Annotated in this window: 21 protein-coding genes and 1 pseudogene; 5 read left to right on the forward strand and 17 right to left on the reverse strand. The window is 55.0% G+C overall.

Translation table 11 applies throughout. The features are described 5' to 3' along the window. Positions 1-273 precede the first annotated feature (273 nt). Positions 274-546: a helix-turn-helix domain-containing protein gene (locus RS75_RS21325; RefSeq protein ID WP_045024242.1), complete on the forward strand. Its 273-nt coding sequence runs from the start codon at positions 274-276 to the stop codon at positions 544-546. Next, complete coding sequence (locus RS75_RS21330) at positions 543-1,775, forward strand: type II toxin-antitoxin system HipA family toxin (RefSeq protein WP_045024244.1); 1,233 nt, start codon at positions 543-545, stop codon at positions 1,773-1,775. Before RS75_RS21325 ends, RS75_RS21330 begins: the two co-directional genes overlap by 4 nt. A gap of 99 nt (positions 1,776-1,874) precedes the next feature. Here the strand turns inward: RS75_RS21330 and RS75_RS21335 are convergent, their stop codons facing one another. From RS75_RS21335 to RS75_RS21385, 11 genes are all read right to left on the reverse strand, one after another. Then, a complete protein-coding gene (locus tag RS75_RS21335; RefSeq protein ID WP_045024246.1) occupies positions 1,875-3,275 on the reverse strand; it encodes an L-serine ammonia-lyase in 1,401 nt (466 codons plus the stop codon). Positions 3,276-3,508: 233 nt separating this feature from the next. Next, positions 3,509-3,868: a RidA family protein gene (locus RS75_RS21340; protein WP_045024248.1), complete on the reverse strand. Its 360-nt coding sequence runs from the start codon at positions 3,866-3,868 to the stop codon at positions 3,509-3,511. A 33-nt stretch (positions 3,869-3,901) separates the two neighbouring features. Further along, positions 3,902-5,269 carry an NAD(P)/FAD-dependent oxidoreductase gene (locus RS75_RS21345; RefSeq protein WP_084687143.1) on the reverse strand — a complete coding sequence of 456 codons (1,368 nt, stop codon included), beginning with the start codon at positions 5,267-5,269 and terminating at the stop codon, positions 3,902-3,904. Continuing rightward, positions 5,262-5,597: a (2Fe-2S)-binding protein gene (locus tag RS75_RS21350; RefSeq protein ID WP_045024252.1), complete on the reverse strand. Its 336-nt coding sequence runs from the start codon at positions 5,595-5,597 to the stop codon at positions 5,262-5,264. Before RS75_RS21350 ends, RS75_RS21345 begins: the two co-directional genes overlap by 8 nt. Then, entirely contained in the window at positions 5,587-6,723 is a 1,137-nt protein-coding gene (locus tag RS75_RS21355) for an NAD(P)/FAD-dependent oxidoreductase (protein WP_045024254.1), read from the reverse strand. The genes RS75_RS21350 and RS75_RS21355 overlap by 11 nt, the downstream gene beginning before the upstream one ends. 93 nt (positions 6,724-6,816) lie before the next feature. Continuing rightward, positions 6,817-7,611, reverse strand: a complete 795-nt coding sequence (locus RS75_RS21360) for an ABC transporter permease (protein WP_200893655.1) — start codon at positions 7,609-7,611, stop codon at positions 6,817-6,819. An 11-nt stretch (positions 7,612-7,622) separates the two neighbouring features. After that, on the reverse strand, positions 7,623-8,492 hold the full coding sequence (locus RS75_RS21365; RefSeq protein ID WP_045024258.1) for an ABC transporter permease: 870 nt from the start codon (positions 8,490-8,492) through the stop codon (positions 7,623-7,625). Continuing rightward, positions 8,485-9,555 carry an ABC transporter ATP-binding protein gene (locus tag RS75_RS21370; protein ID WP_045024260.1) on the reverse strand — a complete coding sequence of 357 codons (1,071 nt, stop codon included), beginning with the start codon at positions 9,553-9,555 and terminating at the stop codon, positions 8,485-8,487. Before RS75_RS21370 ends, RS75_RS21365 begins: the two co-directional genes overlap by 8 nt. A 56-nt stretch (positions 9,556-9,611) precedes the next feature. Continuing rightward, entirely contained in the window at positions 9,612-10,643 is a 1,032-nt protein-coding gene (locus RS75_RS21375) for an ABC transporter substrate-binding protein (RefSeq protein WP_045024261.1), read from the reverse strand. Positions 10,644-10,920: 277 nt separating this feature from the next. Continuing rightward, entirely contained in the window at positions 10,921-11,829 is a 909-nt protein-coding gene (locus tag RS75_RS21380) for a LysR substrate-binding domain-containing protein (RefSeq protein ID WP_200893654.1), read from the reverse strand. A 684-nt stretch (positions 11,830-12,513) separates the two neighbouring features. Continuing rightward, complete coding sequence (locus RS75_RS21385; RefSeq protein WP_152643170.1) at positions 12,514-14,739, reverse strand: hypothetical protein; 2,226 nt, start codon at positions 14,737-14,739, stop codon at positions 12,514-12,516. Between the two features lie 363 nt (positions 14,740-15,102). Here RS75_RS21385 and RS75_RS21390 point away from each other — a divergent pair, with 363 nt between their 5' ends. The 3 genes from RS75_RS21390 (at position 15,103) to RS75_RS26460 (ending at position 19,421) form a co-directional block, all read left to right on the forward strand. Continuing rightward, positions 15,103-16,395: an NAD/NADP octopine/nopaline dehydrogenase family protein gene (locus tag RS75_RS21390; RefSeq protein WP_045024264.1), complete on the forward strand. Its 1,293-nt coding sequence runs from the start codon at positions 15,103-15,105 to the stop codon at positions 16,393-16,395. 607 nt (positions 16,396-17,002) lie between these two features. Beyond that, complete coding sequence (locus RS75_RS21395) at positions 17,003-18,181, forward strand: hypothetical protein (protein ID WP_152643171.1); 1,179 nt, start codon at positions 17,003-17,005, stop codon at positions 18,179-18,181. 838 nt (positions 18,182-19,019) lie between these two features. After that, positions 19,020-19,421: a hypothetical protein gene (locus RS75_RS26460; RefSeq protein ID WP_152643172.1), complete on the forward strand. Its 402-nt coding sequence runs from the start codon at positions 19,020-19,022 to the stop codon at positions 19,419-19,421. A gap of 134 nt (positions 19,422-19,555) precedes the next feature. Here RS75_RS26460 and RS75_RS21405 read toward each other — a convergent pair. The 6 genes and pseudogenes from RS75_RS21405 to RS75_RS21430 form a co-directional block, all read right to left on the reverse strand. After that, a pseudogene (locus tag RS75_RS21405) lies at positions 19,556-21,194 on the reverse strand (Na/Pi cotransporter family protein). Between the two features lie 173 nt (positions 21,195-21,367). Continuing rightward, positions 21,368-22,273: an inositol monophosphatase family protein gene (locus tag RS75_RS21410; RefSeq protein ID WP_045024269.1), complete on the reverse strand. Its 906-nt coding sequence runs from the start codon at positions 22,271-22,273 to the stop codon at positions 21,368-21,370. 94 nt (positions 22,274-22,367) lie between these two features. Further along, on the reverse strand, positions 22,368-23,225 hold the full coding sequence (locus RS75_RS21415) for a glycerophosphodiester phosphodiesterase family protein (RefSeq protein ID WP_045024270.1): 858 nt from the start codon (positions 23,223-23,225) through the stop codon (positions 22,368-22,370). Further along, positions 23,222-24,340, reverse strand: coding sequence for an ABC transporter ATP-binding protein (locus RS75_RS21420; protein WP_045024272.1), 1,119 nt, complete (start codon positions 24,338-24,340; stop codon positions 23,222-23,224). The genes RS75_RS21415 and RS75_RS21420 overlap by 4 nt, the downstream gene beginning before the upstream one ends. A gap of 2 nt (positions 24,341-24,342) precedes the next feature. Continuing rightward, positions 24,343-25,257 (reverse strand): ABC transporter permease subunit, encoded by a 915-nt coding sequence (locus tag RS75_RS21425; protein ID WP_045024274.1) that lies wholly within the window; start codon positions 25,255-25,257, stop codon positions 24,343-24,345. Between the two features lie 3 nt (positions 25,258-25,260). Next, a complete protein-coding gene (locus RS75_RS21430; protein ID WP_045024276.1) occupies positions 25,261-26,151 on the reverse strand; it encodes a carbohydrate ABC transporter permease in 891 nt (296 codons plus the stop codon). Positions 26,152-26,161: the final 10 nt, after the last annotated feature.

The raw sequence follows: 26,161 nt of genomic DNA on the forward strand, positions 1-26,161 counted from the left end.
GGCTACGCCACGTGCTCACTGAGTTGCCACAGCGCCCGGACGGCGCGGATATCGACGATCTGTTCCCATTCAACTTCACCAAATCCACTGCCGCCTGACACAGTGCGGTCGTCACAATCAACTCCGTCAACGCGCCGCGAAATGAGCGCTTACATATAAACTTCCCGATCAGGAATACTTTTTGCATTACAGATATTACCTTACCGATCGGGAAGAACGATATTGAACTCCATCAAATCTTCCTGTACGGTAAGCCAAATATGGAGGTGATGGATGTTCAGGTCCGCACATGATTTCGGCACAGCCGTCAGGGAAAACCGTAAACGGCTAGGCTGGACCCAGATCGAACTGGCTACACGCTCCGGCACAGGCGAGCGTTTCATCGTCGAACTTGAATCAGGCAAGCCGAGCTGCCAGCTTGAGAAGGCGCTCATCGTTGCACGCGCCGTCGGCATGGAGATCGGCGATCTCAAGACAGCGCAACTGTCACCAGCCGCAGCCGACGACGAACTGAGTTTCCTGCCGAACTTCGGTGATGGTCGATGACCACAATCTTCTACGAGACCCTGCCCGTCGCGCATATGAGCTTCGAAGGCGAGTGGTGGCTCGAATATGAACCATCCTGGGAAGCGCGCCGCGCAGCCTTCCCGGTCTCGCTCACCATGCCCCTGCGATCGGGGACTGTCGGTGCAAACACGCTGCTGCCCTGGCTCGCCAACCTCCTTCCCGAAACCCATCTTGCGGAAATCGGTCAGCGGCTGAAGGTATCGCCGCAGGATATTGTTGGGCTCCTCGAACATATAGGCCGCGACACCGCAGGCGCACTGTCCATCGGCGAACCGCGCAAGACCGGCATCAACCTTCAGCCGGTTCCTGATGAAGCCGCTCTGGAGCGCATCCTCAACGAGCTTCCCGCCAAGCCCTTCCTTGTCGGCGAGCGTGGCGTTTCAATGTCGCTGGCAGGCGTGCAGGAAAAGCTGCCTGTTTTCGTCGGGGGAGATGGCGATATCTCAATCCCGGTCGACGGAACCCCATCAACACACATCATCAAGCCGGATACGCGACGCCTTGCCGGAAGTGTCGAGAACGAAGCCTTCTGCCTCGCGCTTGCACGGGCCTGCGGATTGGAAGCGGCCGAAGCCACGATCGGCCAGGCTGGCAAGCGGCGTTATCTGCTGGTGAAGCGCTATGATCGTTTCACGGACCCGCAGGGCGAAATCCGCAGGCTTCATCAGGAAGATCTTTGCCAGTTAACGGGTCACTTTCCATCCCATAAATACGAGCGATCTTCGACAGGCCACGGTGCGACGCTGAAAATGATGTTTGACGCCATCAGTGAGACGGTCTCGCCCGGCGAGCGGCTGAAGCTTCTGGATGCCGTGATTTTCAACGTATTGATCTGTAACTCGGACTCGCACGCCAAGAACTATTCCGTGCTGATCGGCGCAGGCGGGTCGGCAAAGATGGCGCCTCTTTATGATCTGATGTGTGCAGCGGTATATCGGCAGGTCGACCAGAGCCTTCCGCAAAACATTGGCGGCCGGTTCATCGCACCCGATTTGCGCAACGGCGACTGGAAGGCGCTCGCCGACAATATCGGCCTGAGTCCTGCTGCAACATTGCGGCGTGTGGTGGAATTGACCGAGCGTGTCGCCGATAAATGCAGCGAGACCGCTGCAAGCATCTCCCAACTCTCAGGCGATCCGACACGCGTGCTCGAACAGGGCGATCATCATATCCAGAAGCGGTGCAAACGTATTCGACAGCAGCTTTGAGCGGAAATCATTTCCTGGGCGGGTTGAGAACGGCAGCAGCCGCTCTTCTCCAGACAAGCGACAGCGCGCCAACAAGTGTCTCTGTTCCCCATGCAAACTTTAGCATTCGACAACGTTGGCAGCGAGACCGCCAATGGACGTCTCCTTGTATTTCTCGCTCATATCATCACCGGTCTGGCGCATCGTCTCGATACAGGCGTCAAGCGGTACAAAATGGGTCCCGTCCCCCTTTATCGCTAGCGAGGCCGCAGTAACTGCTTTCACCGCACCGAGAGCATTACGCTCGATACACGGAACCTGCACCAGCCCTGCAATCGGATCACAAGTCATGCCGAGATGGTGTTCCAGGGCAATTTCAGCGGCGTTTTCGATCTGCTCCGGAGAACCATCCATAACGGCCGCCAATCCTGCAGCGGCCATAGCTGAAGCCGAGCCCACTTCACCTTGGCAACCCACCTCTGCTCCGGAAATCGAGGCATTGTGCTTGATGATACCGCCGATCGCGGCGGCCGTTAAAAGAAAGGTATGGATGTCCTCACGAGACGCCGCCTCGTAAAAACGCTTGAAATATCGGAGCGTCGCAGGAATGACCCCGGCCGCACCGTTGGTAGGCGCCGTTACAACCCGTCCACCTCCAGCATTCTCTTCGTTTACAGCCATTGCGTAAACGCTCAACCAATCGTTAGCGAGAACAGGGTTGGGCCGGTTACTACGCCATTCGGCTTCCAAACTCTCATGGAGTGCTCGCGCGCGGCGGCGGACCTTCAGACCACCTGGCAAGATGCCCTCTCCTTGAAGACCTCGATCAATGCAGCCATTCATAGCGTCCCAGATCCGGTCGAGGCCGGCGTCCAGCTCGGCACGGCTCATTTTCGTCTCTTCGTTGACTCGTTTCAGGGCAGCGATGCTGAGACCCGCGCCACGCGCCATATCGAGCATTTCCCGAGCGGACGCGAATGGATAGGGGACGCGTTCCTCCGAAGCATTCTTCTTCTGGCCACGCATGGCCTCAAGTTCCGTATCGGTTATAACGAAACCGCCGCCGATCGAATAATAGATCCGCTTCAACAGCAGTCTGCCATCGCGGTCAAACCCTTGGAACGTCATACCGTTGGCATGTCCCGGCAAAGGCTGTTTCTTGTCATAGATTAGGTTCGTCTTCGGTTGAAACTCATAAGCTGGATGACCTGGCGGCCTCACCAGGCCGGTCCGCTCAACCGCATCAATCACGGCATCAATGCGGTCCGGCTCAACGCTGTGGGGTTCCTCTCCCGTCAGGCCCAGAATGACTGCCCTGCCCGTACCATGGCCGACACCCGTAAAAGCCAATGAACCATGGAGGCTGACCTTTAGTTGGGCGATATGGGCGCCGCCGGGGCGCGGCCAGTCGTCAGACCTTATCACTTTGAGAAAACGATTTGCAGCGGACATCGGCCCCATCGTGTGAGAACTCGACGGACCGATACCGATCTTGAAGATATCGAAAACCGAAAGAAACATCGAACTTTCCCTGGAACGGGCTTCGCGGTCCTCCTCCAGATTCTGGTGGATGCGATCGCCAAATACCCGCGGCTGCGGCCGCTCGGAGCTGACAGTCCCGAACGGCACATTACATGATAGCGGAACGGGCCATGTTCCCATCGGAGCCTGATCGCCTGTTGGCACGGTCCCCGATCTACAAGCCTCGTCGAGGCAGAGGCCGGATACACAATGGTTCCGCCTTCAGACAGTTGTTACTGCCCTACTGCCGCAGTTACGATTATCTCAACGAGAACATCGGGAGCACCCATGTCGGCCTGAGCGGTCGCTCGTGTTGGTGCAGAGTTTGGAGCAGTCCAGGCGTTCCAGATCTCATTCATGCCATCAAAGTCGCGGGCGAGATCCTTGATCCAAATTTGCGCGGTCAGCAGGCGATTCTTGTCGGTGCCGGCTCGGGCCAAAAATTCCTCGATCTTTGCGAGCGTTTGCCTAGTCTGCCCTTTGATATCCTGGCTGCGGTCGTCTGCGGTCATTCCACCGACAAACACCATACCATTATAGACGACAGCACGGCTTCGGCGGGGATCGGTTTCAATGCGGGTGATATCACTCATATAAGCTCCTTTCAGCTTCGATCGAATTTCAAATCAGCCGGTGAAATCACCAAGCAAGATTGGTTTGATGGGGGGACGAATACGGTAATAACCGACCTGTGATGGTTCGACGCCGCGCGCTTCTGCAATAACTTCAGTCACAGTCAGACCACATAGGCGCCCTTGGCATGGACCCATGCCGCACCGCCCAAAAGCTTTCGTTTGGTTTGGTCCTGTGCAGCCGAGCTTCACGTACCCTCGAATTTGGCCAGCGGAAACCTCTTCACATCGACAGACGAGAACTTCGTCTGGAGGAATGCGGTTTTCATCTCTTGGCCTGTAAAGACTGTCCAGAAAGGGACGAATATGGGTAAATCGCGCCAGTTCGTTTTTGAGAGCGAGAACACGCTCCGCGGCCCCACGGCTGAAGCCAAGCTGCGCTGCGATGGCGAGTGCGGCAAGCCGTCCTTGAACTGCAGAGGCGTTGGCTCCTACGATGCCCTTGCTATCGCCGGCGACGTATATCGACGTCTCGCCCAATCGGCCGGCACCATCTGTCACGGGCAGCCAGCAAAGTTGATGATCGTCCCAACGATGTTCTGCACCCGTCGACCAAGTCAGCTGCGTGTTTGGGACGACGCCCTGATGAAGGAGAACAAGTGATGCCGGAACCCGGACCTGCTGTCCCGCGTGCTGGAACTGAAGACCTTCGGCGTGAGTGGCGCCGATGATTTCAAGATTTTGAGCGCCGGAATATACGCGGACACTACGTCGGCGGATGGCGGAGATGAGTTTGATACCTTTCAAAAGGTCTCGCCATCCACGCAACGCACCAACTAAATGCGGGATCGCTCTTGCATAAGCAGACCGGGACGTTGTGTCGACGAGCGCTTCAATTTTTACGCCAGCACGCAGATATTGCCACGCCAGCAAATAGAGAAGCGGCCCACAGCCAGCCAAAACTACGGGATCGCTCGGGAGCGCTCCCGATCCTTTCAGCATGATCTGGCCAGCACCGGCACCCATCACGCCTGGCAGCGTCCATCCCTTGATAGGAAAAGGCCTTTCCATCGCACCGCTTGCAAGAAGGACATATTTTCCCGCAACTTCGGCGGCCTTGCCATTAGAAACATAGTCGACAACGCCGTGCGGAGTGACATTCCAAACGACCGCACTGCCCACATAATGCGTACCACTATGCCGAAACTCTGCGGCAAGCGTCTGCCCCGCCGCATAATCCTTTCCAAGAATATTCACGATATCGGCGGGAGCATCTTCGATCCGACGATAAATTTGGCCGCCGAGCGCCGCTTGCTCGTCAAGCAGGGTAACGGACAAGCCCAGAGAGCGTGCTTCGCAAGCTGCAGCCATGCCTGCCGGACCGCAGCCGATCACGACAAGATCTACAACGTCGTTACTCATTCTCATCTCCAAATGTATCGCCAAGGAATTCCGGCGCGCCTTCCTGGCGCTTTATTTTCATCCCATCCCGAACAGGGATCAGGCAGCTTTGCCGCGCAGGCACGCCATCTATTTCAACGAAACATTCAAAGCACACACCCATCAGGCAATAAGGGGCACGCGGCGCCTTTCCGACAATGCTGGATCTGAACTGCCGGGCGCCACCTGCAAGAAGCGCCGCCGCAACACTGATACCCTCAGGCACCGTCATCACCGTTCCCTCAAAGGTAATCTTGACCGTCGGTCCTACGGCCGCCGTCGGGATTGAAAAAAGCGCCTTAGTGGTCATTGGTAAAACTCGCATTTGGATCCAGAAATCTGTCACTCTGGAAGCTTTCAAAGCCAGGCGGCGTGCGCGTCATTCCACTCAACCAAGGACCAACGACGTATGCATGCCCTGCAGCGAGTGTTACGCCGCTATGGCAGATGGCCACATAGGCTCCAGGACAGGTCGGGGAGCTCTGATAAACCGGATATCCATCGGGTGTTAACGGACGGAGGGCTCCCCATGCTCGAACGAGGCGCGCTTTACTTAAGTCCGGAAATGTCTCCACGGCCCGTTTCGCCAACCATTCAATCTTGTCAGTGGTCGTGCCATCATCCAAACCCACGTCTTCGGACGTCGAGCCAATTTGAACCGAGCCTTCTTTGGTTTGTCTCGCTTTGTTGGTCGGGTATTCGATAAATGGTTTGAGACGCTCGGTTATCAAGACCTGACCGCGGGTTGTTGTAACCGGTGCGTAGATGCCAACCTGCTCAGCGAGATTCCCTATACCCAAACCGGCAGCCAGAATAAGCCTGTCGCTTTTCCAGGCCTGACCATCCCGGGCCTTGATCGCGAATTGACCACTTGCGACATCATGTTTCAGTTCGCAAACATCAGCGCCCGTAATCACGTCAGCCCCTTTCTGGCGCAGTCCCGCATGAAGCGCATGCAGCAACATCAGCGGGTTCGCATGACCGTCGTGAGCACCGAAGCTCCCCCCGACAACCTTTGGTCCAACACGAGGCAGATATTGTTTGAGTTGAGTATGGTCCATCATCTCAAACGGAACATCACCCACTTCACGGTCGATTTTCGCGAGTAAATCTGCCCGCTTTTGCACTTCTTTATCGCTGAAACCCAACCAGAACCCACCAGTCTGCTGCAAACCGGAATCCACGCCAGTAAGATCGAGCAATTCCCGGTGAAATTCCGGCCACATCCGCACAGCATCCCTGGTCCAGCGAGCGTATTGCGACATCCCACCGCCTTTGCTTGACAGCCACACGAGACCGAAGTTGCCTCTTGATGCCCGAAACGCCGTGTCGCCCTGATCAAGTACACGCACCCGCGCACCAAGTCTGGCTGCACCATAGGCGATCGCCGCACCTACGAGGCCGCCCCCAACAACTGTCACTTGTTCTTTGGTCATTGAACACTCCCGTACGCGGGCCGCACTTTCTGAAAATGGGCGCACCTATCCCGACCTCCCGCTCGACGGCGGGAAGTGTTCGTTGGTTTGCCATTACTTTTTGCCGATCAGAACCTTGTCGAGACCTACGACCCGATCGAGGATGAACATCAGGATCATGGTTCCCAGGATCATGACCGTTGATACTGAAGTGGTCACAGGGTCGGTCAGCAACGCGACCCGATGGTAAAGCGCCACTGGCAGGGTTGTTGTCCCAGGAGTGGCGATGAACACGGTCATCGTGACTTCATCAAAACTCTGGATGAAGGCCAATACCCAGCCGCCGACGACACCTGGCAAGATCAAAGGAAACAGAATTCGCCGAAATGAAATCCAGCGTGATGCGCCAAGCGAACGGGCCGCAAGCTCCGCATCCCGATCCATACCGATGACCGCTGCCAGGGTGAGGCGAAGCGAATAGGGAACCACGATCAGCGCATGGACAAGAACGAGTGCGATGAATGAACCGGTCCAGCCCATCGTCGAGAAGAAACGCAGGAATGCTACGCCCAAAACCACATGCGGGACCATCAATGGCGAAAGTAGCAACGCCGTTAGAGCTTCACGACCAATAAATCTGTAACGAGCAATCGCAATTGCGGCCGGAACAGCAACCGCTGTCGCCAGAGTGGCAGCCCCCAATCCGAGCCATATTGAGAGCCAGAAAGCATTCATGAGCTCCGGGGCAGCCAACATCGCCTCATACCACCGAAGAGAGGCTCCATCGAACGGCATCGAGATATAACCCTTATCAGAAAAGGACACCAATATGATTACCACCAGGGGTGCAATGATGAAGGCTGTGAAAAGAGTGTGGAAGACAAGTGCTCCCACGCCGTTGTGGCCAATTCCCCGACTACTCATGCAAACACCTGCTTGAATTTATGCTCGATGAAGCGATTGCTACCGATCACCACCAGCACGATGCCGAGCAATAGAAGCACGGCGACCGCAGCCCCGAGGGGCCAGTTCAGCGAACTCAAAAATTCGTCATAGATCGCTGTCGTGACGACTTTTACCCTCCGGCCGCCGATCAAAGCGGGCGTCGCGAAGGCAGACGCCGATAGCGTGAAAACAATGATCGCGCCAGACAGGATTCCCGGCATCAGCTGTGGGAGTATTATTCGACGAAACGTTGTAAACGGACCCGCGCCAAGCGAACGGGCAGCATGCGCCACTTGAGTATCGAGCTTTTGAAGCGTGCTCCATACCGCGATCACCATGAACGGCAGCATCACATGGGTCAGCACGATGATAACGCCCGTGAGACTGAACATGAGCTGCACCGGTCGATCGACAAGACCGACTATGAGCAATGCGTTATTGACGAAACCTTCACGGCCAAGGAGGATAGACCAGCCCAAAGTACGCACGACCACAGAGATGAGCAGCGGACCAAGGATGATGACGAAGAATGCTCCCTGCCACACGGGTCGCATTCTCGACAGGATAATCGTCTCCGGTACGCCGACCAGCACACAAATCAGCGTTACGGCCAACGACATCAAACCGGTGCGGATAAACAGGTCGTAATAATAACTGTCTGACAGGATTTCGATGTAATTCGCCAGTGTGTATTCGGCTTTAACTCCACTCATCGCATCGAAGACGTTGAACGACAAAATTGCGGTCAGCGCCAGAGGAACGACAAGTAGCCCAAGGAACAATGCCACGGCCGGAAAGGACAATATCCACTGCTGGCCCTTATTGTGTGTGATCGTTTCAGCCATTGACGACCTCCGGATCGACATATTGAAGATCACCGTCGTTCCAGGTGATACCAACGACATCACCTTCCTGTGGCTGCGCGGTACCGCCATTTACGACAGTCAGCCGCACCGATCCGATTTCGCTGCTGATCTCATAGAACCAGATACTGCCAAGAAAGAGTCTCGTCACAACCTTGCCTTTGATCGTGCTGTCTTCAACGGAACAGAGACGCAATTTTTCAGGTCGCACGAACAGCTTGGTTGTCTGGCCAACCTGTCCGAGAGGGATCACCGCCCTGAGAGCTTTGTCGTTGGCGATAATTGTCGCCACGTCATTGTCTAACGCAGAAATCCTGCCTTCGATAAGGTTGGCTTGTCCCAGAAACTTGAAAGCGAACTCCGACCGCGGGTGATCGTAGACGTCCTGAGGTTTTCCAAGCTCGGCGATAACACCATTGGCCATCACGGCGATCCGGTCGCTCATCGTCATCGCTTCGACTTGATCGTGTGTCACGAGAATTGTTGTTATGCCTAGCCGCCGCTGCAGCGCCCGCAACTCGACATGCATCTCGCCGCGAAGTTTCGCATCCAAATTTGACATCGGCTCGTCAAGCAGAAGCACTCTCGGGCGGATCGCAAGCACCCGCGCGATTGCGACACGTTGGCGCTGCCCACCTGAAAGTTCATTCGGATAACGGTTTTCCAGACCTGAAAGCCGTACCATGGCGAGCGCCTCACTAACCCTCTCCTGCAATTGAGGCCGTTTGATTTTCCTCATCTCGAGACCAAAAGCGATATTTTGGGCGACGGTCATGTGCGGGAAAAGTGCATAACTCTGAAAAACGACACCCATGTCGCGTTTTTCGGGTACGGCTTGACTGATGTCTTCACCGTCAAGAATAACAGCACCTGCGGTCGGGGAAACGAACCCGGCCACCATTTGCAGGGTGGTGGTTTTGCCACATCCGGAAGAACCAAGGAGCGATATAAACTCGCCGCTCTCAACTTCCAGATCGACTTTACGAACTGCCTGGACATTGCCCGCATAGGTCTTGGACAATCCCCGTATAGATAATTTACTCATTTTATTGCGCTCGTTCTGGTAGGACTGAAGAAGGGAAGCGCGCCTAGCGCGCTTCTTTATTCAACCGTCCGCGTCCACTGCTTGGTCCATTCGGCGCGGTTCTGGTTGATGGTGTCCCAGTCCAGGTTTACGAGCTTGGATAGCTTCTCGTCACCATAGGGGACCTCCTGTGCGAGCGAAGCCTCAAGCTTGGCGTTCCGATTGGTTGGACCAAAGCCCTGGGTTGCCAGTTTCGCCTGGACTTCCGGCGAAGCGAGGTACTGCAGAAACGCCTGCGACAGCGCAGGCTGCTTGTTGCCGGCAACAACACAGGCCGACGCCACGATCGCAGGAGCACCTTCCTTGGGATAAACGAATTCGACCGGAAAGCCGGTTTTCTTTAGTGCAACAGCGCGGTTGCTCCCCCATACGCCAAGGTCGATGTCGCCATTCTGAAACATCTGCGCCAGCTGCGCATTCGAAGCCGACCAGCTGAGGACGTTAGGGGCGAGCTTATCGCGAATGGCATCGAAGCCAGGCTCAATGTTCTTTTCGCCGCCACCATTCATGCGGGCAAACATCACGAGAGTATTGAGACCGAAGGTGCCGGAGATCGGGTTCGAGGTAACACGCTTGGAGAATTTTTCGTCGGTCAGGTCATTCCAGGATGTGGGAGCCGGCCACTTGTTTTTCTCAAAGAGGTTCTTGTTGTAGGTGATCCCGGTTGCCACCAGGCCAACGCCCACCGCCTTGCCACCGAAAGCCGACAGCTTCGCAATATCGTAGATATCGCCATATACAGGGGCTTCCGCGACGCTGTCGCACAAGCCAAATTGCACGGCCTGATGCATGGGACCATCATCGACCAGAGCGACGTTGATTTCCTGGTTCCCCTTCTGCGCCTGCAATTTCGCGATCGTCTCACTGGAATTACCGGCGACGAATACAATTTTCACGCCATGTTTCGCGGCAAACGAGGGAGAAATCTCCTTCTCAAACATTGTCTGGAAATCGCCCGAATAACCAGCAACGTACAACGTTTCCTGAGCGAAGGCGGCTGAACTGAGCGCTGTAGCGCCAAACAAAACAATCGTGCGAATATGCTTCATGGTCGTTCCCCTTTTTTTCAAACGCATGATTTAGCTTACAGTCACCCAAATTATGGGGTGCCGAGCTAGGAATCAAATAGCAATAAAGGGACGCCCTATGCATTTTTGATATAGGGCGAGAGAGGCAAAATGCTGGATAAATTGGCAAATCGACCAAAGTAAAGGCGTTTTCCACGGTGTCCGGCGTGCAAGGCTATACGTTCCGCCATATGCACGACAGGTGTTCTGTGAGGGCGATACGTAGCCGAACCCCACGACTTCGCCGCGGCGTACCGCATCAAGATTTGCTATCAAAACTCGCTCTGTCATCAAGCATGGTTGCTTTAAGACAGTCGACGAAGCTGGAAACAAGACGATTATTCGGCCTGCCCTTCGGATAGATCAGATGGCCCGAGTGCCTGATCTCAGGGCGAAATGGACGAGTTACCAATCCCGCGTGACGATAGTCGAGCGCGGCCAATGGGTTGACTATAGCAATCCCCAGCCCTTGGGCAACAAGCGAACATGTTATGGAACTATATGAGGTCTCCAGATTGATCGTGCGGCTGATCCCGGCCGCCTCGAATATCTCGTCAATAGCAGAGTGACCGTATTCATTCCTTGGCAGTGAAATATAGGGCTCATCGGCTAGATCATTCGGCCCGACGACACTTTTGCCAGCGAGCGAGTGGTCCCTTGGCATGATGCAAACCGCATCGATCTCGTAGAGCAACTCATTTTCGAGCCCGTAGGTCTCACTCACCTGTGAGACAACCCCTATGTCACACGTTTGGTCGTCTACCCATTGCGCAACATTGGAAGAGTGGCCAGTGTGGATCGAAATACTCACTTCCGGATAGTCCATGGCAAAACGTTTAATCGTCCGGGGGATCAAGCCCAGGGCAATTATCTGGATGGCCGCGATCGTCAGCGAGCCTCCACTAAAACGTCTTATTCTCCGGGCGGATTCATCAAGATGGCGTAACCCCGAGAAGCTACGCTGGACTTCCTTAAAAAAAAGAAGACCGTCGCTGCTGGGGACGAGCTTGCCAGGAGACCGCTCGAACAGGTTCAGTCCAGTATATTTTTCCAGCTGTGCAATCGACCGGCTGATACTGGGTTGAGACGTATGAAGCGCATGAGCGGCCGCTGTTGTCGAACCCGATAGCATCACGGCTCGAAACGCCTCAATATGGGAGAAACGCATCAATCTATCTGGTCCTTTCCAACGATACGGAGATAGCCACATCATACCATCGGTGAAATTATAGCGGCAGCCAACAAACCGAACAGCCCATCTTGCGCACGCGCCACAAATATGTTCGCCTATCGAGCAGGCTCGTTTTGTCTGAACAGCTTTGAGCGTTTCGCTGAGTAAATTTTCGCCTCGACTACGCGACGACCACCATTAGTGCCACCGCGTTAAAGAACTGCCTGATCCGACATTTGCCGGTCAAGCGCGGATTTCGGATCGGCAGTCAGCGCACACATGACCGAATTAACATTCAAACATATTTACAAATGCACAAAAAAACACATTAATTTACAAGCGATTATTCAAATAGCTGCACAATACATCCGTATAAATCCTGCAGTGCCCCAGTGCCCCGCAGTGCCCCGCCGTGCCCCCAAAATCCCCGCTGCCAGTACCCTTCATAAAGGCCTTAAGATTGATCACTTGCAAACAGCAAGGCATTTCACACGAGGGAAAGAAGGTGCTTTTTTAATCGATGCCCAAGCGCCCGGGTTACCCCGAACGCCTGAACACCTTTTTTTTTATTTTAGAGAGTGGAGAGTAGAGCTAGCACAAAATATCCGTAACACCCGATGCCGCGCCTATCGCTCTTGAAAGAACGATGCAAACCGACCGTCATCCACACAACCCCTTTAGTCAGTTCAACCCGACGGTGAAAACGGAGCCGTCCCCCAGTGTCCCGAGTTCCAACATTTGGCTTACACACAAAACCCGCTGCTTTCTAAATTTACGTCGAAGGTGTTCGCCCGCTTTTTTGATCCATTCGCCCCAAAGCTTCGTGGGCAGCGTGAAGCCGAACAATCCCCCCAGAGTAGCCCAGAACCACGGCGTGAAGCCGAGGAACAAACCCCTTCGGCGGTGCGTAGCCCACCAGACGAGGTTCACAATGAGCGCAATCATGGAAGGAAGAGTAGGTCCAGCGGTTGTCGTGAAAAGCCGGAGCACATCCTCGAAAGACTGTGACGGATCCCAGACATCCCCGGATGCCCTGTAGCTAAGAGGGGCGTAATAGGCAAAGGCGATAAGTCCCGCATATGGATCGCTGGGGAAACACGAGGCACAGATGATTGCGCCGATCGCGATGATAGCAACCAATATGCAGAATTTTCCGAAGAAGTCGCCGCTCTGAATTGTGTGTTCGCTGACCCGCACCATTGCCCTTTCCCGCTTGAAAACGCGAAGAAGAAAACGAAGTATCTTACCATCCTCAACGATCCTCGCGGACCATTTGAGACAGGCGAGAGCGTCCTCCTGATCTTGTTTGTAATAGCTTAATTGGGCGCCGGCGCGGTTGCTGACCGTGAAGTGGTCAAGATAAGCGAAACTGTACATGTTGCAGAGACGGCCTTTCGACACCAATCGATCCATTTCGGCATATTGCTCAGGCGTCAACGTTTGCTCTCTGATCCATAGGAAGAAAAACATGTCGTAAATGTTTTTCCCGTTATGCATGAGCATTTGCCAGACAGTAGAGAGAGCAGCCGCCCAGGCCAGAACCCGGAGGTATCCGAACGAGGCAGCGAACTCCGGGTCGAGCCGTTTTGCAATACCGACAATGAATGTTGGAAGAAGCCCATAGAAACGAGTGCGGCCGATGAAGAGCGCAAGGCGTGCGTCGGCGTAGGGAAAATCCCAGATCGCAAACACCATAAGCGCCGCCTGGGGGCGGTTAGGCAGAGAGCGAAGTACCGCCAGAAGCGCCAACAAGAAGAAGTTGAGCGTATCTGGAGCGATTACACCGGCGATCATCAGCAGCAACAGTGTCCAAAAGGCAAGTCTCCCCCAGTGGCCTGTGGAAACGCCTTCCCTGTATATCTTCTCCTGTTTGTGGATTGCCGCGACAGATTTCTTAAAAAACCAGAGTGTCGGACACCAGTTGAAGTCCAGGAGGCCGAAGAAGCGGAAGGTGAACTGGCGGAAGAAGTTCAAAGTCTGGACTTGGCTGTAGCACCGGTCCCGCTCATCACGGTTCCAGGCGAACAACAAAGCCTTGGCTTCGGGCGACAGGCCTTCCTGTTTCAGGAGATGTTTCCACAACAGTTTCTTCTCTTGGAGCAAACACTCTCGATCGAGTTCCTCTTGAGATCCCCGAAAGTCGGCGCCTCGCAGATGATTGATGTCTTGACGAAGCTTGCGACGTTCCTCGGTGGACATTGGAAAAACTTGCATGAGAGCGCCAAGAGCCGCTTCGAAGGTATCGGGGAAAGGCTGTCCTGCGGCCAGGTTGAGAACCGGGCCAAGAACAGCAATCCTTTTCTCCTGCGCCGCGTCTGCCTGGAATGAGAGAAGACACTCCTCCTCCTGCCTGGGATCGAGTTCCACAAGGGTGTACCAGGTGGAGCCGGCCACCCATGACAGAAGGTATGAAAGATGGATCGCCTTCCACAATTGGAACCATGGCTTATGAAGCCAGCTCCGGTGAAAGGGTGAGCCACCCTGCGTCTCCATATCCATGGGAAGAGTTGATGTTGAGGCTTGTAATGTTTGTGGTTTTTCGTTTTGTGGTTTTTCGTTTTTTGCTGGGTGAGGAGCAACTCTAGACAGCGAGGCCCTTCGGTAGATATATCTGCCGTTCAGGGTCGGAAATGCGACCCAGCGCACCGCCTTTGACGTAATAGCGCATTGCGTGATCAGGCAGAAAGCTGACGTCGGCGGGTACGCGTAAGCGCCAAGAAAAGACGATGAGCCATAACGCGTCGCCAAAACTGCCGAACCAATAGTCAGCTGGAAGTGGGTGCGCAACTGGCTGCTGCCTGGCAGCTTACATGATAAGCTGACGTGGCCTTGTCCGCGTGACGCCGCTTCGGGGGCCACGTCATTGATGGAGCCTGGAGGCATCCAATAGATTTGAAAGGCGGTCAATCGTGACGTGTCGCCAAGACTGCCACATCAATAGTCTCTGCTGAAAGGGCGGCGCAGCTGACTGCTGCCTGTCAGCTTGCATGATAAGCTGACGTGGTGCCCCACTGCTGACGTGTCCGTGTGACCCTGACGCTCCGATTTCGGAGATCACGTGGCGAATGGAGCCCGGAGGCCTCCGCCAGATTGATTGAGAAACGCCTATAAAAGGAAGCTCGTCAGTCACTCCAGATTTGAGAGATCACCAACAACAAAAACCAAAAAGCGAAAAACCAACAAAAACAAAAACCAAACCAACACTCAGTAAGTGGCCAAGCCCCGCTCCCTGCTTTCCTCGCTGACCAATTCCATCAAGCGACCGTGACAATGACTTCTTCCACCAGCGTTACCAATCTGGGCGCCTTTCTCGCGGAGGGCGTCAAGGTTACGATCAACGGCGCGTCCCAAGCCTATCATATGGCTCAGGGGCTTCGCACCGGAGGTCAGGCCTTGCCCAAGATTGGGTACATTGGCGGAGGAAACGTTTCGTTCACGGAAGCTGGGCAGTGGTTTCTTCGTACGGGCGAACGCGCGAAAATCCATCCTCTTCCGGGTCATCCGGGATACACCACTCTGGCACGCGATCAGGAGGACATCGAGATGTACCATCCCGAGCCGTACTGGAGTGCCCGCTTCAAAGTGGATATCGACGATGACCTCGAAGCCTTTTGCAAGCATTGCGATGTGATGTACATTGCAACTGGCTCGGACTCGGATGAGGAGATTGTCGCGTATCTTCTCCCGTACAAGCATCTGCTCAAGGATACCATCATGGAATGGGTCAGCGGCAACAGCGTCGCTCCCTACGCTCATGACATCTTGATGCCGCTCAACACTTTTGAGGGCTCCCGTGCGCGCAACACCTGCCGCGTGGAAGACCACAAGAGCTTCATCAAGGTTCGATTGAACGGTCAGAAGAAGCGCGTTGTCGGAGCCAGCTACCTTGAGGCCGACGCGAAGACCCTCAGGATGATCGCCTTCTGCCACGGGGTACCTTACGAGTACTATGGCAATGTCATCAACCTGCCCCACGTCAATAACCACGGAAGTCTTCACCCGTCGGCCGTCTATGATGCCCGAGACCTCATTCAGAGGGGTATTCCCGCGTTTCTTTACCGCGACATCATGGGTACCAAAGCCACTTCCCAGCGCATCTTGAAGATCAATGCTTGGAGATGCGGCCTGTGGAAGGCGCTTGGCTCGCCCATCGTCGAGGACCTTAATGACACGTTGAGTGGAGACTACGGGATCAACTTCCCCAATTTCCAGGAGACTGCCATGCGAAATGAACCGCTCAACCGGAAGCCCCACCTCCCCCCCTCTACCGGCAACAGGATGGTCACTCAGGATTGCAAGATCGTGAACGTCTTTGAACGCTCGATCGCCCAGGCGATCGGTTATGACACCACCGACATCGACGAGATCATCGAGGACTGTTCCCGCATGAACAAGGAGGATTATATGAAGACTGGCCGCACCTTGGCATTTTTGGACCTGCCCGTAGATGCGACGGTCGAGCAGATCCGAGCTCGCTTCAACGCCCCGAGAATTCCCGGTGCTTTCTCGGTTGTTCGCGTCTCTCCTCCATCCGTCTGGGCTTGGCGCTATTTGTCTTTCTAAGAGCCCTTGAAGAGATGGAAACTTCCTGTTCTCGGAGTTATGGATTGTTCACCGTTTCTTTATTATGACTTATTCTCTGTAGTTTGAGTTTTGATTTTCAAGGGTCGCTTAGGGTGTGCTTTGTTCTTCGATAAATAAAAAATAAAAAAAGTTGCTTGGGCGTTCGGGGTAACCCGAATGCTTGGGCACAAAAAATCCAACATTCACCTCATCACTGTGACTTTGACACGAGTTTGAACCAGCGCTGCCTCATTTATCTCCAATCGCGATCCTGAAACCGTAGATCGAGTGACGCGCTTACAAAGAGGCCCGCCTCCCATGCTATGTCGCGTTGACGATGTCGCCTGCACGAAAGATAAAAGAAGCTGCCGGAACCGTGATTTCCGTTCACCAGACCATGGAAACGGCTGACCTGTTCGCCCCCAATGACACCATTGTCGCCAAGCCAATAGTGCTGACGCCGTGGCGCCAGGCAGAACCGGACACGTCAGAGCGCCGCGTCATCAAGCGGGGCAGCGCATGTGATCGAAACCGGTGACCAACCAAAAAGGCCGCCTGGACTGCTGCCTAAATGTGTACGCGTCACAAGGGGGGCTGTGCACACTGGATGACGTGGCAGCCCGCATCCAGCAATGGCTATAAAGATGTTCATGTTTCCCGCAAGACATCAGAAAATAATTGGAAACCAAACACCAACGACGAAAAACCCCAAGACGAAACCCCAAATCACGCAACGATGCCCGAGAGCGCCCCCACCAAGAAGGCCCAGATGACGCCCAACGCGATCGTGGAGAGCAATCCCGCCGGACTGTCCAAGGCGGAGCCGGCTTCTCCACCATCGGCGGCAACTGGCCAGGACAAGACTGCGGTTGCGGTCAATGCCAAGAAGAAGAAGAAGTCGAAAAACAAGGCTGCGACCAAGCTCACCAAAGCGCAACAGGCCCTGTACCTAAGCCATAGGAACAACTGCTCGTTCCAGGTCCCTACTGAGGACAAGCAGTCAGTTCTTGCTGAGGGTGGACGGTACGACCCATCAGCCAAGATCGCAACCTTTCCGAACTGCTTGAGCAAGGCGAGATTTGCAGAGTATCTTGCGGAATGGGGAAATCCTGTCCCCGCGCCCGCCGCACCCGACGACAAGGCGAGAACAAATCTCATTTTCCATGCGGCCCCCGAACACAAGGATTTCATCCTCACTCGCAACGGCACCTATGACGCCCAGAGCAGAAAGGCACGTTTCACGGGCCGTGTGAACTTGCCGATGTATTACAACCTGCTGGAAAAGTTGGGCCAGCCTGCCGGTTCCGATGACGACAGATCCAGAACCGGTCAGACATTCAATGTTCCGGAAGGTCACAGGAAGCACCTTATTAGGTACAGGGCCATCTACCATGGGCAAAGCAAGACCGCATATTTTCCAGGTATCCTCGCCATGAAGGACTTCACGGAAATTGTTGCAATGTTCGGCCAGCCTGTCGCACGGCTTACCTTCTATGTCCCCTACAGCGATAAGGATATCGCCATCGAGAAAGGTGGAATGTTTCGTCCGGAGACCGGCTGCACTGATTTTTTGGGGGACCGCCAATCTGACAGGGAGGAGTTGATCGAGAAATGGGGCGAGCCTCTGACCGATGCGGAGATCAACACCTTTACCCAAAGCCGCGAGGGTAAGAAGAAGGAAAGGATGCGGGGCATCCTTAATTTCGGCCCCAGTGATTGGCGAGGACGGCGCGCGAACAGTCACAAGAGTAAGAATGGAAGGGTTTTTCTTGTTTATAACGATTAATCGGACTTACCGATATTCATCAATGTTTTTTGCTTTTAGTTTATTATTTTATATTTGAATATATACTCATTTTTATAAATAAAACTGATATTATCTTTAAGTATAGTTTTATTAAAGCTGATCCAAAGCTGATTGTTTCATTTAATTCGCATCGTCTAACACGATTGCTGCTCCCCCTTCTTATCGAGAGCAACGAGACCCCCGGTTCAATGTGACAGGCGTAAAAAGCCGGCGTGACTACATCTCAATGTATCCTGCCAACAGCCAACAAATCAAAATCCGCGAGCCGCTAATTTTTACGCAAATCGGGTAGATACGAGCCTATCGTGCGCAGGAGCCATCGTTCACGCGTGAAGTTCCGACAGAGCAAAGCGGAGGCTCCAATCGCTGCATACCGTCGGACGAGGCCACCAACCCTTTAGGCGCGAAGATGTGCATCGTGGTCGAGGCGGCCAACCCCACCAACATCCGCAAGAGCACGACCTTCAACTTCGACGTACCCCCTTCCCCGGCGACTGGGATCAGGACTACGATATGCACCCGCTCCGCTAAAAGCGCTGCCATAACACGTGGCTGATCTTTCCACCTTTTGTTCCGCCGGGGGAGAGGGAGCCTATGAGCCCCGCCACGACAGAGAATAACGATCCGATCGAAACTTTCGATTTTTCGGCTTCATATACGCCAGAAGGCCCGTGTCGCCTGGTGACATCGGCAAACTGTCGGTAAATCAAAATACAATTGTAGGCGACATTGTTTCAGCCGTAGTCAAATCAATCACATATAAAGAACAATTCATGAGAGAAAGGATACTTCACCACGCGACTGGCGGGACATTATTATGGATAAAGCAATCCACTTGAACAAAAGGCAATATACAAAAATCTTGGGTGAACAGATTCTTCTGGATCGACCGTTGCGGTTCGGGATCTTAGCCGAAGCAGCAATGCCAACGGCACCATCCGCGCAGCTTGAGACAACAGAGATACTGAGCACACAGCAGGTGCGGCAACCTGTTGAAAATTCAGAACCTAGCGTATCGCCTGGAAACCGCCGATCAAGTAAAATCCTGCAGAATAAAAGCGTCTCTGGCGCTGCTATCTCCCCCCACTTCCTTCTTTTTCTTAAGGACATTTGCGCTTTTGTCGCTATCTCCACCTTCGTCGCTGCCACATGCCTCTTTTCACAAGAGATTGCCCCAAAACTATCTGAATTAGTGAGGAGCTGGGGACCGTCGGTATAATGGCTCCCATAAATCTGCTGAAACGGTCCCCATTTGTTTCGATAAAGTGATTTCGCGATGCGCTTCGGCGCGGATCGAAGTGTATTCTTCTTTGTCCCATGACGTTCCGCGCATCCTCGCTCGACCGTCAGCTTTCACCCAGCATTGCGCAGCCTGCTTTCTATAAGGAACCCGCTTTCGTTAAGAATGGGGTGAGCAACGGAGGCTATATGAGCGTTGATGCGCTTGAGGTCGCGTAGAATATCGAGATGCAGCGAACTGGTCTGCAGACTGTCGGTAAGACCATTTCGAAGGCGCTCAAGATGCCGTTCGACGGATCTCTTCTCCATGCGCCGGACGTCAACCTTTATCTCCATCATTTGCCTGGCAAGATTGAAGTCACCAGAGGTAAAGATCGTCTGGGCGACGTGCAGGTTGTTGATTGTGATATCAAACAACGACTTTAGTTCGTCATAGCCGTCGGCCGAAAACTTCAAACCGCGTGCCACCTTTTTACTTATCCTGGAGCAGGCCTTTCTCGATGATATCACCGATATGCTCGAGGTTAATCGCATAGTCGAGAATGGTAATGGAGCGACGACGGTGATCCTCAATCAAGTCCTCGCGCCCCAGTTTTGACAGATAGACTTTCACGTCTTGCTGTAATCTGTCCACCCTGGTTTCCAGCGACGAGATCATCTCGGCTTTGGTAAGGTCGTTTTTCTCAAGCGCTTGGGACGTGGATAATAGCATCCTCTCAATCAGATCCCCTACCCCGAGCACTTCGCGCGTCGCGTTGGCGAGTGCCACGACCGGGATAGAAAGCTTGTCCTCGTCGAGATAGCGCGGCACATCTTCAGGAATTACGTCTGGTACCATACGGAGCATCACCCGCGAGAGGAGCCGTGAGAATGGCCAGGCAAGCGCTGCAACGCCGATATTGAAGGCAAGATGTATATCGACCGGCAACTTATCCGGTGAAAACGGCGCGAAATCAACGAGTTGAACTGCGAAACCTGTCAGCGGCAATGCAATCGCACAGCCGGCTGCGCGAACAATCAGATTGCCCAATGTCAGACGCCGGGCAGCTGCCGCACCGCCCAGTGTGGCTATGACCGGCGGAATTGCGCCACCGAGATTGGCCCCGAGCACGAATGCGACAATCAAGCCCGACGACAGAATGCCGGTCGCGGCTAGTGACAGGATCAGCACGATGGCCGCCAGACTGGATGACGAGATAAAGGCCAAGCCGGCAGACAGGGCAAACGCCACCGGCCAGGCATTGTCGAGCAAAGCGATGAAAGCTGCGAGCGCTGACGACTGACGTAACGGCTCCGTCGAGACACTCAACAGATGCAGCGATAAAAGCATGAGCCCAACCCCGATCACCGCGGTGCCCCCGCCCTGACGGGATGCTAATCCGCTGCGGTAAAACACAAATCCGATCAGGATAAGGAGCGGTGACAACCATTCTATGCCGGTAGCAACGACCCAAGCGGTAACGGCAGTCCCGACATTGGCGCCGAGCAGGACGGTCTGCGCCATACGAGGCCTGATCAGGCCCTGCTCGACAAACGAAGCCGTCATCAACGTGGTTGCCGTCGAACTTTGCAGGGCCAGCGTTGCTGCAAGACCGGATACGAAGGAGCGCAAGCCATTGCCGGTCCCATGCGCGAGACCAACCCGCAATCGAGCGCCAAAAGCTCGCGACATGCCATCCTTTACCTGCGCCAGACCGAACAGAAGTAGCGCCACCGCGCCGAACAGGCCGATCATCACAATCGTTGATCCCATATTCCCGCTCTCCTCGCCTGAAACGTAAAAATCGGCCTGCTCGCAATAGTCACAGACTGGATATCACTCCCAAGAGGGGCGCCACCGGTCCACCAATGTGGCAGGCGGCACCCCTCCCAGGGAGGAAGGAAAAAACTATCGTGCCGCATCAACCCAGCGACAAAGGTTCGCAGTCAGCTATTGTTGCGGCGTTCGTAAAGCCCATGCCACGGCCGTTCTTTCGTGCGGTGCGAGGGGGGCACTGCCGAAAAACCCCAGCCATCATGCGCAAAGACCTCACTTGCGAGAACTTGCCAGCTATCGGGGTCCGTCGCCGTCAAAAGCGCGCCGGAACGTTTAGCCGTGCTGTAGGATGAACCATCCAGACATGCGACATAGGCTCCGGCTTCCGTTGCGATCAGGGTTCCCGCAAGATGATCCCAGGGCGTCAGCCGGTCCAGCATCACGAAATGACCGTGGCCGCGCGCGAAGGCACGATACATATGGGCCGCGCATCGATGGCTGGAGAACATTTTGGGCTTTGCAAGTCTCGCCAGAATATCGGATTTGACCGCGATTGGCAGGAAATCGGTCGAGACATAGCCCACCATTTCAGGCAAGGGGGCCGGCTCGGAGACGAACAGACGTTGTTCCGTCCCGTCAGCACGGATCAAAAATGCGCCACTGCCCTGTTCAGCCATGATCCAGTCGTCGTTCATCGGGTCATAGATCACGCCCGCAACCGATTTACCCTGGCGAACGACAGCGGCCACGACCCCGAAAAGCGGCATGCCCGCCACGAAATTCGCCGTCCCGTCCAACGGATCGACAACGATCGCCGTTTCGGCATGGTCAAGACGATCGAGAAGCCCCGGATCCCTTGACGCACTTTCCTCACCCACGAACAGAACACCCGGCATCATGCTTTCGATTGCCTGTTTCAGGAATTGCTCGGCCGCCTCGTCGGCCGCCGTGACCAGATCGGTCGCGTCCGCCTTCGCGCGGACGTCCAACTCCTGTACTTTCTGGAAGCGCGGAAGGATTTCCTGCCAGGCAGCCTGACGGACCTTGTTGGCGAGTTCACGAAGATCGAACTGCATCGGCGTCTCTCTCTCTCTCTCTCTCTCTCTCTCTCTCTTTCTATTGTCCACGGGTTTGAGCATTTCCCGTGAGCCCCTGTTCATCGGAAATGCTCTAGATCGCCACAGTACTCCTCCCGATTTTTGGCTTTCTGCCCTCGATATAGGAGCGAAGCGCCGCCATCTCGTCGGTCTGGATTGAGGAAAAACCCGCCCGAAGCAGCCGTCCCCAAATTGCGTCGGGATCGTTAAGCGCCGCAGTATCGGTAAATCCGGGCGAGGCGACGGAATCGAGCGTATTGACCCAAAGCGTGATGCCGGCGTTGTGGAAGCGTTGCTGGATCGTGGCGACCTGCGACAGCTCTTTGAACGAAGCCTCGCAGACGAACGGTTTTAATCGCAGGGCGAGTTCCACCTGTTCGTCGGCATTGTCGTGCTCCAGATGGGTCCGGGCAATGAAGGGAACGTTCTGCGACGTGATATTCGCCCGGATCCAGTCGAGGTCCTCTTCTGTCTTCAAATCTGCCCAGAAGTCGACCTGCTGGTCCACATCCATCTCTCTGGCAAGGCCCAAAACTTCCGGGATGACATGACGATGCTTGATATCGAGGTGGATGAATATTCTGTCGCGCGTGAGCTCGAACACCTCCCGCAAACTTGGAAGTTTTTCATCGGTTACAGGATTGCCCGGCCCGCCATCGCGATTGCGCAGGGGAAGCGACGTCAATTCTTCCAACGTCATCTGCTCCGGCTGTTTGTCCACCTCGGTCATGCGCTCCAGCGTATCGTCATGGAGAAGAACGAATTCCCCGTCCGCCGTGCGACGTATGTCGATCTCGACGACGTCATATCCCGCTTCGATGGCCCTGCGGATTGAAAGAAGGCTGTTTTCCGGGGCGTCGCTCCAGATACCACGATGGGCGACGATGGCGCATTGACGGTGCAGATCTGCCATATACTCGAAATAGTTCATTTCTGTTCCTTGGTTGCGGCGCTGAACACGCCGGAGATCGCCTTGCCGGACTTCGCATCGAAGAGATGCAGCCGTTTTGGGGGAAATGAGAGGAGCAGCTCACTGCCATCAGGCGCTTCAGAGCCGAATGGCGTTGCGATACGAACGGTCGTGCCTGAGAGTTCAGTGGCGACGATGGAATGAGAACCAAGATCCTCGCGGTAGCGGACCTGCGCCTTCAGACCCGAAGCCTGCGCGCCGTTTTCCGCTATGACGTCCTCGGGGCGAACCCCCAGCTGGAACTCTCCCTTCAGGTGGGATTCGGCGACAGGCTGGCCATCGGACAGGCGCAGCACCGAACCGTCGCCGGTAACTGGCAGGATGTTCATGGGTGGCGCGCCGATGAACTTCGCGACGAAGACCGAGGCCGGATGATGGTAGATCGCTTTGGGCGTGTCATATTGCTCGATCTCACCCTTGTTGAGGATGAGGATCCTGTCGGCGAGCGTCATGGCCTCAACCTGATCGTGGGTGACGAACACCGTGGTCGCGCCGATCCGCCGATGCAGCTCGGCAAGCTCGATGCGGGTGTCATGACGCAATTGCGCGTCGAGGTTCGACAACGGTTCGTCAAACAACAACACCGCTGGCTCACGAACAATGGCCCGACCGATCGCCACACGCTGGCGCTGGCCGCCGGAAAGCTGCCCGGGCTTGCGATCGAGATAATCGGCAAGGCCCAGCATTTTAGCGACCACCTCGACGCGAGCGCGTCGTTCGGTCTTGGTGAAACCGGCAATCTTCAGGCTGTAGACAATGTTATCGAACACCGTCATATGCGGATAAAGTGCATAGTTCTGGAACACCATTGCGCAGCCGCGTTCCTTCGGCTCCAGTTCCTGAACTTCACGGTTGCCGATGATGATTTTGCCACCACTCACACGTTCAAGACCCGCGATCATTTGCATGAGTGTGGACTTACCGCATCCGGAGGGACCAAGGACCACCGTGAATTCCCCGGCCTTGAACTCAACGTCGAGCTTTGGGATGACTGTGACGGCGCCATAGGATTTGGTCACTCCGTCGAGCCGGATATTGGCGGCCGCAATATGGATCGCGGAATCTATGGCATTCATTGTCATTTCTCCGAAAGCACGAGGCCCTGAACGAGATACCGCTGCAGAAGGGCGATCATCATCAGGGGAATGATGGATACGAGGATGGCACCAGCCATGATCAGCGGATAATCCGGAACCGCGCCCTCGTCGGGCACGAGGCGCGCCAGCCCAACAACCGCCGTCTGGGTATCAGCGGTCGAGGATGCGACCAGCGGCCACAGATACTGTGTCCATCCAGAAAGAAAGGTGAGCACAAAGAGCGAAGCGAAGCTGGTGCGCGAGAGCGGCAACAGGATGTCGAACAGGAACCGGATTGGCCCTGCACCGTCCATCCGGGCGGCCTTGAACAGGTCCTTCGGCAGCGTCAGGAAAAACTGCCGGAAGAGGAACGTACCCATGCCATGTGCGAGAAGAGGCGCGACAAGGCCAAGCCGGGTATTCAGAATGCTCCATTCCATATGAACAGGGGCGCCGAACACAGTGCTGATCAGTTCATTGAGTCCGGTCGCATCAAGCACGGCGTTCAAAGGAGAGAACACGTTGGACGCGACCTGATAGGTGGTCACGAAGCGCATATCGAGCGGCAGGATGACGGTGGCAAGGATCAGGGCGAAAACGATGCCCGCCCAGCGCACCCGAAAATAGACAATCGCATAGGCCGACAGGAACGACAGAATACAGAGCCCAGCCGCAGTTCCCGCCGCAACGACCAGGCTGTTTATCATCTGGAGCGGGATTAGCGTATCGGTAAATATCCGCTTCATGTTGGCGAAAAGATCGCCGCCGAGAGACCAGACGAGACCGTTCTGAAGCATGAACTCATAGGAGTGTGAAGCTGTGGTGAGCGTCAGATAGAGCGGACCGACGATATAAGCGATACCGATGATCAGGATCAGGCTCGCGAAGATATTGATGGAGCGTGCGTTCTCGACCATGGCTTAGCGCTCGTAGTTAATGCGCCGGCCGAGCAGCGCGAACTGCAAAGCGGCGACAAGAATGAAGAAGACCATGAGTATCGCAGTCTGTGTGGAGGCCCCGGACAGATCATAGCTGCCGAACCCATCGAGATAGATCTTGTAGACGAGAAGCGTCGTGGCACCGCCGGGCCCTCCCTTGGTGATCGTGTCGATGAGCGCAAAGGCCGAGGTGACGCTTTCGGTGAATTCCAGCACAAGCGTCAGAAAAAGCTGCGGCATTATCAGCGGCAATTGCACATCGAAGATTCGCCGCCACGGCCCGGCACCGTCCATGGCGGCTGCTTGGACGACGGTATGCGGTATGGCGCGCAGCCCCGCGAGAAGGATCACGAAGTTGAACGGGATATTGCCCCAGACATGCGCCGCAATCAGCGTGACATAGGCGTCGAAACTGTCAAAACCGGGATTCCATATACCGGGAAACATCTCGTTCAGCGGCGTAAGCACACCGACGAACGGATTGAAGATGAAGGAGAAAACGAGGCCAATCGACGCGCCGGCGATGCCCTTTGGCCAGACAAGAACGTTTCTGGCCGGCAATGACATGCGGATTTTGCGATCGGCGGCAATCGCCAGGATCAGCGGAACGAGAACCGCCAATGACGAGGCCGTTGCCATGAAGATCAGCGTGCGCCAACTGGCCTTCCAGAACTCCGGGTCGGAAAGGACGCGCACAAAATTGCCCCAGCCGACAAATTCCGAGCCGCCGCCAAAGGGACGTTCCAGGAAAAAAGACCAGTAGAACGCCTGAAACACAGGCGCATAGAAGAACAGGATAACAAGTAACAGCAGCGGAGCCACGAAAAGCAGCGGCAACCATCGATGCCGAAACATGGTGGATTCAAGAAACATGACAAAACCC

It is taken from the genome of Rhizobium nepotum 39/7 (assembly GCF_000949865.1).
Taxonomy (GTDB): Bacteria; Pseudomonadota; Alphaproteobacteria; order Rhizobiales; family Rhizobiaceae; genus Agrobacterium; species Agrobacterium nepotum.